At 58.1% G+C, this 14,098-nt stretch carries 12 protein-coding genes; all 12 read left to right on the top strand.

From position 1 onward, the window contains the following. The first annotated feature begins 94 nt into the window (after nt 1-94). The gene (locus L3X40_RS18725; protein ID WP_237366945.1) at nt 95-1,330 is read left to right on the top strand and encodes an outer membrane beta-barrel protein; all 1,236 of its coding nucleotides are present in this window, start codon (nt 95-97) and stop codon (nt 1,328-1,330) included. Between the two features lie 89 nt (nt 1,331-1,419). Next, nucleotides 1,420-2,616: a glycosyltransferase family 4 protein gene (locus L3X40_RS18720; RefSeq protein WP_338331159.1), complete on the top strand. Its 1,197-nt coding sequence runs from the start codon at nt 1,420-1,422 to the stop codon at nt 2,614-2,616. Next, nucleotides 2,610-3,521: a sulfotransferase domain-containing protein gene (locus tag L3X40_RS18715; protein WP_338331158.1), complete on the top strand. Its 912-nt coding sequence runs from the start codon at nt 2,610-2,612 to the stop codon at nt 3,519-3,521. Before L3X40_RS18720 ends, L3X40_RS18715 begins: the two co-directional genes overlap by 7 nt. Before the next feature lie 104 nt (nt 3,522-3,625). Continuing rightward, nucleotides 3,626-4,819 carry a glycosyltransferase family 4 protein gene (locus tag L3X40_RS18710; RefSeq protein ID WP_237366944.1) on the top strand — a complete coding sequence of 398 codons (1,194 nt, stop codon included), beginning with the start codon at nt 3,626-3,628 and terminating at the stop codon, nt 4,817-4,819. A 276-nt stretch (nt 4,820-5,095) separates the two neighbouring features. Next, nucleotides 5,096-5,569 carry a VOC family protein gene (locus tag L3X40_RS18705; RefSeq protein WP_237366943.1) on the top strand — a complete coding sequence of 158 codons (474 nt, stop codon included), beginning with the start codon at nt 5,096-5,098 and terminating at the stop codon, nt 5,567-5,569. Further along, complete coding sequence (locus L3X40_RS18700) at nt 5,562-6,251, top strand: acetyltransferase (protein ID WP_237366942.1); 690 nt, start codon at nt 5,562-5,564, stop codon at nt 6,249-6,251. Before L3X40_RS18705 ends, L3X40_RS18700 begins: the two co-directional genes overlap by 8 nt. A 23-nt stretch (nt 6,252-6,274) precedes the next feature. Beyond that, the gene (locus tag L3X40_RS18695) at nt 6,275-6,475 is read left to right on the top strand and encodes an acyl carrier protein (protein WP_237366941.1); all 201 of its coding nucleotides are present in this window, start codon (nt 6,275-6,277) and stop codon (nt 6,473-6,475) included. Beyond that, on the top strand, nt 6,472-7,854 hold the full coding sequence (locus tag L3X40_RS18690) for a class I adenylate-forming enzyme family protein (protein ID WP_237366940.1): 1,383 nt from the start codon (nt 6,472-6,474) through the stop codon (nt 7,852-7,854). Before L3X40_RS18695 ends, L3X40_RS18690 begins: the two co-directional genes overlap by 4 nt. A gap of 1 nt (nt 7,855) precedes the next feature. Further along, entirely contained in the window at nt 7,856-8,998 is a 1,143-nt protein-coding gene (locus tag L3X40_RS18685; protein WP_237366939.1) for an iron-containing alcohol dehydrogenase, read from the top strand. Then, complete coding sequence (locus L3X40_RS18680; RefSeq protein ID WP_237366938.1) at nt 8,986-11,520, top strand: LuxE/PaaK family acyltransferase; 2,535 nt, start codon at nt 8,986-8,988, stop codon at nt 11,518-11,520. The genes L3X40_RS18685 and L3X40_RS18680 overlap by 13 nt, the downstream gene beginning before the upstream one ends. Before the next feature lie 200 nt (nt 11,521-11,720). Further along, entirely contained in the window at nt 11,721-12,881 is a 1,161-nt protein-coding gene (locus L3X40_RS18675; RefSeq protein ID WP_272908043.1) for an acyltransferase family protein, read from the top strand. A gap of 146 nt (nt 12,882-13,027) precedes the next feature. Continuing rightward, nucleotides 13,028-13,999 (top strand): hypothetical protein, encoded by a 972-nt coding sequence (locus tag L3X40_RS18670; RefSeq protein ID WP_237366936.1) that lies wholly within the window; start codon nt 13,028-13,030, stop codon nt 13,997-13,999. Nucleotides 14,000-14,098 lie beyond the last annotated feature (99 nt).

The following is a 14,098-nucleotide window of genomic DNA, read 5'->3' as shown; positions in this document are numbered from 1 at the left end:
GATCCTCCGTAGTCTTCCTAAACCACAGAGAATCACAGCTCGCTGAAATCACTCAACATAATTTTCGGTTGGGCTCTTACACAAGCAAAAGGGGATGGTCAGGCAAGCCTGGCCGCTTTTAGCCGTAATTGGCGGACTGATCGGATATGCGGCGCCCGCGCTCGCGCAACAGGATATGGATGGCCGCTATCCATCAGTGCTGGATCTGCCGCGCAAGGGTTATGAACCACGCACGATCCAGGTCGGTTCCCTGATCATCCGTCCGGAGATGGAGGTCAGCGGGGAATATGACAACAACATCTACGCCTTGCAGTCGAACAAGGTGGACGATTTCATTCTGACTGCCACGCCCAGGCTGGATTTCAATCTTGACCATGAGACGCTGGTTCTGGGTGCGGAAACCTTTGCCAGTTTCCGCCGGTATGCCGACAACACCACCGAAAACAGCACTACGTTCGGCGGCAAGGCGCATGTAGCTCTGAAACCGACGGCTATGTCGAACCTTGCGGGCGGCATCGGATTTGTTCGCGCGATAGAAGACCGCGGTGATCCTGAAGCGCGTCTTGCGACCGATATCGGGCCTCGGCGGTTCAACGATCTTTCAGGCGACCTGTCCTATCGTATCACAGGCGGTCATATGGGGGTGGAGGCCAGCGGCGAGGTACACAAGCTCGATTATCTGAGTGTATTGGATGATGAGCGCGATCACACCAGTTATCGCGGCGCACTGCGCGGATTCTACCGCGTGTCTCCGTTGATGAGTGTTTTCATGCAGGGCTATTTCAATCGGCGGGCCTTTAGTCTGTCCACTGACAATACAGGGATCAAGCGCAATGCGAACACGTTTGGCGGAAGCGCAGGGGTGCAGATTGATCCCGGCGGCAAATTGCGGGGGGAGGTAAATGCGGGTATCTTCCGGTTCGATCCGGATGATGCCAGTCTGAAGCCCTATACCGGCCTCCAGTTCGGGGCGGACCTGACCTATAGCCTGACGCCGCGCTCGGCGATCACCTTTGCGGCTTTTCGAGGCGATGTGGCAACCGTGCGCAACGGGGCGACCTCCAGAACGGATACGCGGTTCACCCTCGGCCTTGACCAGGAGATCCGGCACAACCTGCTTTACAAGGCACGCATTTCCTGGCGGGAAACCAATTTCCGGGGAACCAGTGAAAAGCAGCGGACATTGGGCGGCAATATGGAGCTGGAATATATCTTCGGCCGCCACGTTTCACTGGCGGCATTGGGTCGGTACGCGCACCGTAACAGCAATATACCGGGCGAGGATTATGAACGTTTCCGTGGGGGATTGGCGCTGCGCCTGAAATATTGATTGTTCTGCCCAATGGGGCGCCGCTTATAACCCCAATGCGCAATCGACTCTTTCACTGACGTTGGCAAAGATCGGCCAGTGGAGACGAAATGATGAACATGGCTCTTGCCAGAAACGCAATTGTGCCGTGCGCCAGAAAGCCGCATGTCGCGTTTGTTTTGCAAGGACTTGGGGCCGGAGGATCGGAGCATATCGTAGGTTTGCTCTGCAATCATTTTGCTGCTCAGTCATGGACGGTCACATTGTTTGCGTTCGAGGATAGGGCGGCTCGGCCCTATTATCCGCTCGACTCTGCCGTGCGGGTCATGCCGCTCGGGATGAAATCGCGGAAAATGTCGTCTTTAGCGGGTCTGGCGACGCTGTGGGCGCGGGTGAGGTTGTTGCGCAAGGGCTTTGAAGTGGCCGGACCCGATATTGTTGTCAGCTTCCTGACACGCACGAATATCATTTCGCTGCTGGCTTCGCGAGGTCTCGACCTGCCGGTGATCATATCGGAGCGCAACAATCCGGCATTGCAAAGCGTCGGTCCGTTCTGGGAACGGATGCGGCGCTGGACCTATCCGCGTTCTTATGGTCTGATCACGATGACCAGGGGGGCCATGGACTATTTCCACCCCAGGATGCGCAAACGGCAAAAGGTTATTCCCAATCCGGCGACTCTGCCGGCAAAGGCAAAGGCCTGGCGGCGCGATGGTCGGACCATGGTGGCGGTGGGCAGACTGACCGCCCAAAAGGGATTCGACCGTCTGCTGGACGCTTTTGCACGCATTTCCAGCGTGCATTCAGACTGGCGGCTCGTCATATGGGGAGAGGGGGCGGACCGCGAGGCGCTTGAACGACAGCGTCATGATCTGGGGCTTGACGACCGGGTCGACCTGCCCGGCGTCAGCGCCCGACCGGGCGGTTGGATTGAGGATGCCGACCTGTTCATTCTTTCCTCCCGTTTCGAAGGATGGGGCCTGGTTCTGGGAGAGGCGATGGCGGCGGGCCTGCCCGTCATATCCTATGACTGCCAGTGGGGGCCGGCTGAAATGATCGAGCATGAGCAAAGCGGCCTGCTTGTCCCGGAAGGGGACATCGAGGCTTTGGCAAGTGGTCTCGATCGGTTGTGCGCAGATGAAGACCTGCGTGCCCGCCTTGCGCTTAATGCGCGCGCAGCGATGAAGCGCTATTCGCCCGAAAGGATATTGCAGCACTGGCAGCAGACCATCGAGGAAGCGTTGCCGAAACTGTCAGATGCTGATGGGTCAAAGCTGGAGGTGTCTGCAATATCGAGCGAATGCTGATCAGGAGTATGGTCCGGCAGGTCCGGAAATGGCGGGACGAACTCTATCTTCGTAGGGTCGCAACCTATTGCGATGCCTTTCTCGTATCCTATCCCAAATGCGGTCGAACCTGGCTTCGATTCCTGCTGTCCAATTATTTCGCGGATATTGCCGGACGCGACTTGAAACCGAACCTGACGACCACATTCCAGATGCTGCCCAACTTTGATCGTAACCCGGTACGCGGCATTCCTGTCTTTGCGTTGCAAGACCAGTGGCCCAAACTGCCCTTGCTGGCGGTCAGTCATCGCACGTACGATAAAAGACTGTTCCGGAATCGGCCGGTCATCTTTATGATCCGGGACCCCCGAGATGTGATGGTTTCCGCCTATTTCCATGCCGTTCGCCACAAGCAACAATTCAATGGTCCGATTGGCACTTTTCTGAATATTGCCAACTATGGTCTTCCTACTTTTGTCGCCTATCTCAATGGCTGGGCATTGGGCCTTGCCCATAGGCCGCATATTGTTTTGAGCTACGAACGGCTGTCACTGGACACAGCGGCAGCTGTTACGGAATTGCTGTTGTTTCTTAACATCGAGGTCAGGCCTGACGCGCTGGACAGAGCTATTGAAGCGGCGCGTTTCGATCAGATGCAGCGAATGGAGCAGAAAGAAGGTATCCCCGGCCATACCTACGACCGTTCCGATATCCAAAGCCTTCGTATGCGGAGTGGTAAAATAGGCCGCCATACCGAATATCTAAGCCCAGAGGAGGCTGCGCTGATCATCCGGTATTGTCGGGGCGGGCTTGTCCCGGAGGCACGGAAATTGTTCATTCATAGTGGCATCGACCTTGATGCTTGTCCTATGTCGGGCAATGTCCAGCCATTGCAACTGGCGGGCGGGATTGAAGCGGGGGTATGAGGGCGTTCTGGGAGAGCCATGATATTTGGGTCTACCTCCTCTTAGTGGATAGCTCCGTCAGAGCCATGCTGGTCTAATTCCCATCCAGATTAGGGAATATATTAATGGCTGGCGAGAGACCCGCGACAATCTGTTTCCCCTTTACCGGCGATGCCGTGGGCGGCAGCTATATTTCGGTGCTTGGGCTGATCCGCAAACTTGATCGGAACCGTTTCACTCCGTTGGTTCTTCCGCAGCGGCCCGATGGCGCGGTGGCGGCTCTGTTTCGTGAGCATGGCATTGATATAGAAGAATCGTTTCAGTGGAGCGAACAGAACTTCGCCAGACGCATTGGCCCGCGTGCCTTGATAAAAGCCCTCGGCGATGTACCATCTCAACTGCGCTTTCTGCGTTCCAGAAATGTGGATATTGTTCACAGTAATGATGGACGAACCCACGCGACTTGGGCACTGGCGACCCGGCTGGCGGGGGCGAAACTGCTCTGGCATCATCGCGGCAATCCCTCCGCTCTGGGCTTGCGACTTGCCGCGCCGCTGCTTGCCGATCAGGTGGTGGCGGTATCACAGTTTGCATTACCCCGACCGGGCCTATTTTCAGCCGCTGGCAAATCGGAAGTAGTTCACAGTCCCTTTGACACCACGTTGAAGGAAGATCGCGCTGCGGCGCATGCCGCCCTCGCCACGGAGCTGAACGCGCCGGACGATGCGATATTCATCGGCTATTTCGGCACCTTCATAGACCGCAAGCGTCCCGCGCTTTTCATCGACAGCATTGCTGCGCTTGTGGCGCGTAATCCGGGCAGTGCCATATACGGTGTGCTGTTCGGGGAAGACCTGGATGGACGGACGCAGAATGCGCTGGAGACGCGCGTCAAAAAACATAGTCTGACGGAGAATGTCCGCTTCATGGGCTGGCGTAAACCCGGATCGCGCTGGATCGCGGCATGTGACATATTGATGGTTCCGGCGGTCAACGAACCTTTTGGACGCACCCTGATTGAAGCGATGTTGGTTGGGACGCCCATTGTCGCGACCCGGTCGGGCGGCAATATCGAAGCATTGCGCGATGGCGAAATCGGTCAACTCGTGGCACCCGAAAGTGCCGATGCGCTGGCTGCGGCCTGTCTTCGTTACTGCGAATCGCCTGCCTTCGCCCGGCTGATGGCGCATCGTGCCGAAAGAGACGCCCGCATGCGTTTTGGCGAGGAAGCGCACGCCCGGCGGATCATGGAGATTTATGAGCGGATGCTGGCGGGGAAAGCGGGGGCATCGGCCTGCTCACAGCGGCAGGCCGCCTGAGCGCCCACCGGGTTCCGCCAATCCGAAGGGGCAGCGACAGCGATATAAGCGTACTACGTTTGCGCCTATTCAAGCTGCCGGACCCGGCGACTATGCTGCCCTGCGACAGGAACGAAAGGGGTTGGACGGTTGCCGGGCGGACACGGATCAGCATGTATTAAGGCAGTCATGACCGTTTCCAGCCGTCGCGATAGTTTCATCTTTTCAACGTCATGCCGGCGAAAGGCGGGGGGTATCCTATCCTTCTGCCAGTCGCGGCGCGGTGGGAGATAGATTGTGCAAGCCACGTCAACACTGCGACTGCATCACATCGGCTTTGTCGTAGAGAAGCTGGAGGAAGCCGCCGCGCATTATCAGGATAATCTTGGTTACTGCATCGAAAGCCCCGTCATCGACGATCTGGGCCAAGGTGCGACGGTCCAGTTCCTGCGGCAGCCGGGTGCATTGCACTGGTTGGAGTTGGTTTCACCTCTAGGAGGGGGAAGCAGTCTATGGAAGGCGCTGGATCGTGGCACATCGCTGCACCATCAATGTTATGAGACGGAGGATATCGCCGCCAGCCTCGGCCAACTGCGGAGCAATGGCTGCATGGCCCTGGGGCGTCCGCAGCCGGGGGCTGCCTTTGCCGGTCGACCCATCGCCTGGATGATGGACCCCTATAAGGGACTGATCGAACTGGTGGAGGCGGGTGAGGGGGCTCGCTCGCTGGCCGAACTGGACCGATTGAACCAGGAGGCCGTCCATGCCTGATCCGTTAAGGCCTGAACCTGCAAGGCCCGAACCTACTAAACTCGTGATCGCTGGCGCAGGCGGATGGGGGCTGGAGGCGCTCTGGGTGGCCCGCGCCATGAATGCAGCGGGTACGGCGCAATGGGATATCCTTGGTTTCGCTGACGATCGCTCAGGTGCCGCAGGCGGTGAGCATTACGGGACGCCGGTGCTCTGTTCGATCCCCGCCATTACTGACATGTGTGGCCGCGAAACACTTGTGTTCCTTGCTGTAGGCGACAATCGGGTGCGACGCGACCTTGCTGCTTCGCTGGAACGGCAAGGGGTGCGTTTCGCGACACTGATCCATCCCAGGGCCGAACTGGCCGAAGATGTAGTGGTAGGGGAGGGCAGCTATGTCGGCCCCTTTGCCACTCTGGCGCCCGAATGCAAGGTGGGCCGGCATGTGATGGTCAATATCCACGCAATTGTCGGCCACGAGGTCGCGGTCGGGGATTTTTCCCAACTTGCACCGGGCGCGGTCGTGACTGGCGCGTGCATGCTGGGCGAAGGCGTGTTTGTCGGCGCCAATGCTTCGCTTCATCCCGGCCGCAGGCTTGGCGACTATAGTGTCGTAGCCGGTAATTCTTTCGTCGTCGCGGACCTGGAGCCGCGACAAACTGCAATGGGTATTCCCGCCAGACCGGTGTTTCAGAAAAAATGATTGAACCAGCTATCAGAACCATTGTGCTTCAAACTCTCAAGATCGAGGAAAGTCAGTATTCCGAGGATCTTGCCGCGGGCGATGTCGTCCAATGGGATTCACTGGGTCATCTTAGCCTGCTCATGGCAGTCGAAAAGGCCTTTGGTGTTACATTCGACATTGGCGATGCCATCGAAATCGAATCCGTAGGCGACCTCATCGATACTGTCCGGCGCTATACATGACCCTGCTTCAGGACATGATACTCCAGGGTGCGGAACGTTTTGCCGAACGGGAAGCGGTTGCCGATCCCAAAAATACGCGCAGCTACGCCGAGCTTGCCGAGGCGAGCCGCCGCATCGCGATCTGGCTGCGTCATGGCGGTGTGCGTCCCGGCGACCGGGTGGCGCTGATGCTTCCCAATAGCGTGGATTTCATCGCGGCGCATTTCGGTATTTTGATGGCGGGCGGCATTTCGGTGCCCCTAGAGCCGAACGCGTTGGTTACCACAATCAACGCCGTTCGGGACAGCTGCATGCCACGGGCAATCCTTGACGCGACAACTATAATCGAAGCGCTTGCCACACGCGACGGCGCCTTGCCCGATGCCGAACGCATGACGGACGATCTTGCCACGCTCATGTACACGACGGGGTCTACGGGGCGGCCCAAGGGAGTGATGTTGACCCATGGCAACACCTTGGCGGCCATCCGGAACATTATCGGGTTCGTTGGCTATACGGCGCAGGATCGAGAGGTTGTCATCCTGCCATTGTCGCACAGTTTCGGCCTCGGCCATGTCTATTGTAACCTGTCATGCGGGGGAGCGGTCTATATCGAACCGGGCCTGACCCGGGTGGGGCGAGTCCTTCGCAAAGTGGCCGACTGGGGTGCGACGGGATTTCCCGGAACCCCGCTGGGCTATGCCATGCTGATGGATCGCTATGGCGAGGTGTTTCAGGAACGTTGTCGTAATCTGCGCTTCATCGTCATTAATTCGGCTCCCCTGCCACCGCCCCAGGCTGCGCGGCTTCAAAAGATGCTGCCTGATGTAAACCTGATGGTTTATTATGGTCTTACAGAGGCTTCCAGATCGACATTCATATCTCTTAGTCAATGTGGGCCGGCCTATTATGGATCAGTTGGTCAGGCGATGCCCGGGATCGATCTCCGATTGTCGGATGAAAATGAGGTGTTGATCGCCGGGCCAACGGTGGCGCAGGGATATTGGAACGATCCTGAACAGACGGCAGCTGCCTTCCGCGATGGATATTTGCATACCGGCGACCAGGGTCGGATTGATGAAGAAGGGTTTCTGCATGTCACTGGCCGTTTCAAGGATCTCATCAATATAGGCGGGTACAAGGTCTATCCCGCCGAAATTGAGAAGGTTCTCCTCGAACATGACGCGGTCGAGGATGCCTGTGCTTTTGGCACCGACCGGGTCGAGGCGGCAATCGTGACGCGCAGGGACATCAGCGAAATCGAGCTGTCTCGCTTCTGCTATCAGCGCCTTGAAGGATTCAAGGTGCCATCGCGCATCCATCCTGTCGCGTTTATACAGCGCAGCGAGACCGGCAAGATCATCCGCCATGCCGTCGCGGCGCAGTGCAGGGGGACCTAGGGTGCTTTCAGTCCGCCTGCCTGTTCCGCGCTTCGTATCGGCCGGAGAGGTTTTTTCCGGGGTTGGGTCCATAGGGGTGCTGCGGGCGCTTCCCGCCGCGCGCGTGGCAGTGCTGGCATCGTCGTCCCTGCTGCAAGATTCGGTTGCTGGTGACAAGTTAAGAGCGGCTGTCCGGGCACAGGATGTCCGCTTCATTGCCGCGCCGAAGGGCGAACCGTCGCTGGACACGTTGCAGCCCGTGATTACCGAAATCACCGAGTTTGGGCCTGACTGGATTGTCGCTGCAGGCGGTGGATCGGTGCTGGACGGCGCCAAGATCGCCTGGGCCTTCTATGAACAGCCTGACCTTGATCCTGAGGAGGCAGTGCGGCCTTTCGCCCTGCCGCGCCTGCGGGGACGCGCCCGCCTTGTCGCGGTTCCAACCACTTCAGGATCGGGATCGGAGGTTAGTTCGGCGGCGGTTTTTGCCGTTCATCCCCATCATGCCAAAAAGCCGATGGTGTCTCATGAGCTGCTGCCCGATGTAGTGATTCTTGACCCTGCTCTTACCATGGGGGTTCCGTCTGCCGTCAGGATTGCGGCGGGCTTTGACGCTCTGGCCCACGCCGTAGAGGGCTATGCATCGCGTTTTGACAATTCCCTTGTCGATCTTTTGGCGGAACAGGCGGTGCGCACGCTGTTGCGGGAGCTGCCCCGGTCCATTGCTGAGCCGCAAGACATGGACGCGCGGCTGAACGTGATGAATGCAGCGATGATGGCAGGCTGGGTCCAGAATCTGAAGGTTCCCGGCGCCGGCCACGCAATCGCGCATCAGTTGGCCGAGTTGGGAATTGGGCATGGCGCCGCCACCGGGTTCATGCTGGTCCCGGCGCTACGTTATAATTGCCGGGATGAAACAGTGCGGTCGAAATATGATCGGCTAGCGGAGGCGGTCGGGCTTGCCGGTGCCGATGCCCTGATGGACAAAATCACGCAGATGCGCCGTGATCTTGCCGTACCCAATCCGATGACCGGCAAGCGCATTGCCGATCGTGATGGCCTGTTGGCGGCAGCGCTTGAGGATGTCTGTGCGCGCGCCAATCCACGACCGCTTGACTGTCGGGCACTCGACGAAATTCTGGACGATGCGATATGCGCGGCTTGATCGAACAGGATGCGGACCCGATCGGCGACCTGTTGCGCGCCGCACCCTATGGCCTGCCAGAGCCGGAGCGACAGCGCCGCCTGCTTGCGGCGATGAATTCCGCATATCGGCACCATGTCGAAAATTGCGCTGCTTACAGGCATTTTTGCGCCAAGCGTGGTTTCGGACAGGAGCATGTTTTTACCTCGCTTACAGATTTTCCGTTCCTTCCGGCGCAGGCGTTCAAGGAAAATTCCGATGTGCTGCGTTCGGTCGATCTTGCAGACATTCGCTCCACGCTCAGTTCCTCGGCGACGAGCGGTATTCCCAGCGCGGTGGTGGTTGATGCGATAACGGCAAAGCGACAGGTGCGCGCTCTTACCAGCGTCGTCAGTGAGGCACTGGGCGGCAAGCGGCGGCCTCTCCTCGTTCTCGATGTTCCGCCCGGCAAGGACCAGCATGGTGGCCTGGGTGCGCGCGGGGCGGCGGTGCGGGGATTCCTGAACCTTGCCAGCGAGGTTCAGTATTTCATGGATATCGATGCGAATGGCTCGCTTGTCCTGCAAGAGCAGGCGTTCGCGGACGCGCTGTCCAGCCTTGACGGCCCTGCGATGGTTTTTGGCTTTACCTATGTGCTTTATGCCTTTGCGGTGGAGCCGTTGCTGCGCGCCGGGCGCGGCTTTTCGATGCCGGCGGGATCGCATGTGGTGCATATTGGCGGTTGGAAGAAACTTGCCGACCAGCGGGTGTCCCCTGAAGTTTTTGACCGGGCCATGCGTGACGCGCTGGGCGTTCCTGCCGACCATGTCATCGATTTCTATGGCTTTACCGAACAGATGGGCGTGACTTACCCCACAGGACCAGAAGGCGACAAACACTGTCCGGCCTTTGCCGAGGTGATCGTCCGCGATCCCGCTACCTATGAGCCGGTCAGAGATGGGGAGGAGGGGCTTCTCGAATTTCTGACGCCGCTACCCCATTCTTACCCCGGCATTGCCGTGCTGACGGATGATGTCGGCATGATTACCGGGCGCCCACGTCCGGGCGACATCTGGGGCGGCACCCGCTTTCGTGTGCTTGGCCGCGCCAAAAAGGCCGAAGTGCGTGGTTGCGGCGATATCATGGGCGAAAAAATGGCTCCCCAAGCAGTACAGCAGCACGCGGCCATCGTTCAGGCGCCAAGCAATGTGCGATTGCTGTGGGAGGCGGGGACCAATCACGTCGCTGGCGACCTGCAGGCGCCTGTCGATACGCGCAGTCTTCCAGTCGTTGCAGACATCAATGCGCTGGCCGCACAGCTCAGGGATAGACGGACGCTGCTCGATAGCTACAGTTCGGATGAGCTTATCACGCTGATTGCTGCCGCCAGCCGCAAATGGGCGGCGGGAGAGGGTCCGCTTGCACCATTGCGTCAGCAGGGCTTGCTGTTCCTCACCAGTTGGTGCGCCAGTGGTGCGCTGCGGCGGCTCGCGGATGATTCATTGCGTGGGCAGCGTGGGCATCTTGATGGCTTCCTGCCATGCGCCGACCATGGTCGTGCCTTCCTGCGCGCCATGCCGCGTGGACTTGTTTCTCATTGGCTTGCTGGAAATGTTCCTTTGCTCGGCATGTTGGCGCTGGTTCAGGCCATTATCTGCCGGAATGCCAATCTCATCAAGGCAGCGAGCAGTTTCAGTCGCGCCTTACCTGCTCTGCTCGATGCCTTTCGGGGCCTTGAAGTGCCAACAGCAGGTGGGCGGATACTGAAGGGCGACGACATCTTGCAGAGTATCGCAATCGTCTATTTCGATCGGCTCGACCGCGCGGCGGCCGAACACATGTCGGAGACGGCCGATGTCCGGATCGCGTGGGGCGGAGCAGAGGCCGTTGCCGGGATCCTGACCCTGCCAAGGCCTTTCAGTACCGAGGACATCATCTTTGGTCCAAAGCTTTCCTATATGGTGATTGGCAGGGACAGGCTGGATACACCCCGCAACGTCCGGAAACTGGCGAGAGCCGCAGCCATCGATGCGTCGGTATTCGACCAATATGCCTGTGCTTCACCCCATAACATCTTCGTTGAAGAAGGCGGAGATGCAGCCAGCCCGCGCGAATTTGCCGCCCTTCTGGCGGAGGAGATGGAAAAGGCGGCCATACGTATTCCCAAGGCGCCTGCCGATCCCGGCACGATTTCGGCCATCCAAAGCGCACGGCTTCGTCAGGAACTGACAGGGGAGGTATGGGCCTCGCAGGATTCGACCTGGACCGTGTTATTCAACGCGCGCGCGCCGTCCGCGCTGGAGCCACCCCGCTATTCGCGGGTTATCTCTGTCAGCACGGTCAGCGATGGTCTTGCCTGCGCCGACTTCGCCAGTCCCGACATTCAGACGATCGGCCTTGCCATGGCTGGTCCACGCCGCCTGGCCTTTGCTGAACGTGCCGCATTGCGTGGGGCAGTACGCTTTCCTGATATTGGCCGCATGACCCATTTCCAATCGCCCTGGGATGGTCTGTTCCCGATGGATCGTCTGGTACGCTGGGTTTCTATGGGCGGACCGTTCTAGGGTCATGTCCTGAAATGGGACAGTTGAGCTGCTGTCATAGCCAAATAATCCTGTTTCGCTTTCCCCCATACTTCCTTTGGTCGAACGCTCCGGCAGGCAAGGCCACAAGGGGGATGATCTTAATACGGAATAGCGCACCGGGACCCCGGACCGTTGAACTATGATCAGCTTCGGACTCATAGACAGCTCGTGACGGTTTCATGACGGAAAATAATCACCCTAGCCTATCCTCCCCAGCGCGAAAGAATGCGCGCGGGGACTTCAATTGCGCCGCGCATAGCCTGCGTGGAATTGCCGCAATGATGGTTTTCTGCGCTCATTTATTAGGCGGCACCGCTGAACATATATATCAGAATCATTCGGATTATGTCGCCTTCGTGGTCCGGCCCTGGCAATTCGGGGTTTATGGCGTGGAGTTGTTCTTCACCATCAGCGGCTTCGTTATCCTGCCCAGCATCCTGCGCTATTCCGCAGGCCAGTTCGCCTTGAGACGCCTGTTGCGCCTTTATCCGCTGTTTTTTGCTCTGACGCTGTTGTTCGTTTTGCTGAACTCGGTGACAAATGAATATCCGGAAACCAACAATTGGCGTGCGATCATTGGCGGTTTCACCTTTACCAATCTGTTTCTGCAGACCGAGCAACTCACGCCCAATGCGTGGAGTCTGACTTATGAGGTGATGTTTTATATTCTCACCTGTCTGGGTGTGACGTTTCTGGTGAAACAGCGCAGATGGGTGGTTGGCGGTCTGGTGCTTTTCCTATCTGTCTTGTTCCTTTTCCGTTATCCGATTGCGACCTATTTCCTGTTCGGCTTGGGCATTCGTGTCCTGCATGATCGTGGCGTCAGCCTGAGACGGGAACTGGCATGGCCGCTGGAACTGGCTGCCGCGTTGTTCTGTATTTATTTCGCGTCATCGGCATGGTTCGCTTACAAACCGGCTGATGTCACAAATCCATTCCTGATCGCTACGATGCTATCGACGGCTACCTACTTTTTCCTCGCGGTATCGCCTGGAAGCCTGACTGGCCGTTTGCTTGCCGGACCGGCGATGACGTACCTGGGAACAGTGAGCTACAGTCTCTATCTGGTCCATCCCTATACGTATTATGTAATGCGCCTGCTGTTTGTGAAACTGGGGCTGTTCACTGATCACATCGCGCTGTCCATGCTGCTGTTCTTCCTGGTGACGACGCCGATAACTCTGCTCGTTACGCATGTAATTCACCATTTGATCGAGCTTGGGCCCTATCAGTGGTTTTTCCGGCAGCGAGTCTATCGGGTTCGTGGGGCGGAGCGGGCACAGATCGCTGCGGCGGGCAATCGCGCTGTGGCCAGGGCGGCTGCACTGCGGGATGGCTAATAAGCTAATATTCAATTGAAATCAGGCGATTTCTTGCCGGCATAATCATTCGGGATGATAGCTGTCTGGGCGGGTGAATGACCCATAAGTATAGCCGCGCACTATATGGCTGACAAAATACCTCCCACCTATCTAGAACCTTTGATATGGTTTTTCTGGAAATCGCCGCCGAGGAACTTCAGCAAGGTATGCTGGCCGCGGGCTTTGCAAATGGTGCGGCAGTGATTCGGGTGCATTGCGAAGGCCTGATCCGGAAACTGTGGTCGCAACTGCTGGAGGACCCCGATGAGCAGTTGCCATGGGAAGCGCCGCTGATCGACATCGCCCGTAACCATTACGGCAACAGCGACATTACTGCCAGCTTGGGCGACCTTTTCTATTTCCAACCGGGGCATCACGGCTATATCGCGCGAAAAGTCGAAATCGATCGCACGCCCGAAGGTCACCCGGTCCCCACGCCAGGCCGATTTGTCCAGGGCAAGGATAGCTATCGCATTGCAGATGCGACCATGAACGAATGCTGTCGGCTTGCCGATCAACTAATGGAAGCGCTTACACCGCCAGGGCAGCAGTACAACGAACGCCGGGTGACGGTCCAGCGCCTCAAATATCAGGAGCGATTTGAGGACTTCGAAGTCTTGGCGGCAATGTCCCAAAATTCGCTGGCCAGATGGGGTCGGCTTGGTTTCCAGCTCGACCGGCACCGGGGACGACTTGATGGACCATTCAGGCACAAGGGTGTCTCCGATATGATGGGGGCGATGATGATGCTTCCTGGGCTGGGAAAGCTGCCGGGATGGGTAAACAGGAGCTTGAGTCCAAAACAGTCGCGGACGTCGAATGCGCGGGTAATTGAAAGAGCGCATTGCGATGAGCGCTATTTCACCGCCCTGTGCGGAACGCGAGAGAATGTTCGCACCGAAATACAGGTTGGAAAACAGTGGATAGAACTACCGGTCGGCCTTACTTCTTTTGCCGTATTCCCCGGCAATCTTGCTCAACGCGCTTTCGGCCTGAAGCCCACGATGCACCGCGTAGTTCATACTGGCGAGACCCATCCCGCCAGCGCCATCAACCGACGGACAAGCAATGTGACCTTGCTGATCGGTGGAGTCTGAGGCCAAGCCCTTCGCAACTCAGTCTAGTCACCTGAATCCGAAGTTCGCTTCATTGTTTTCTGGCAGAAGCGTTTGACGGCGGCGAGGATCTCGTCGGCG

The organism is Rhizorhapis sp. SPR117 (assembly GCF_021742065.1).
This window is presented reverse-complemented; position numbering and strand designations above follow the sequence as displayed.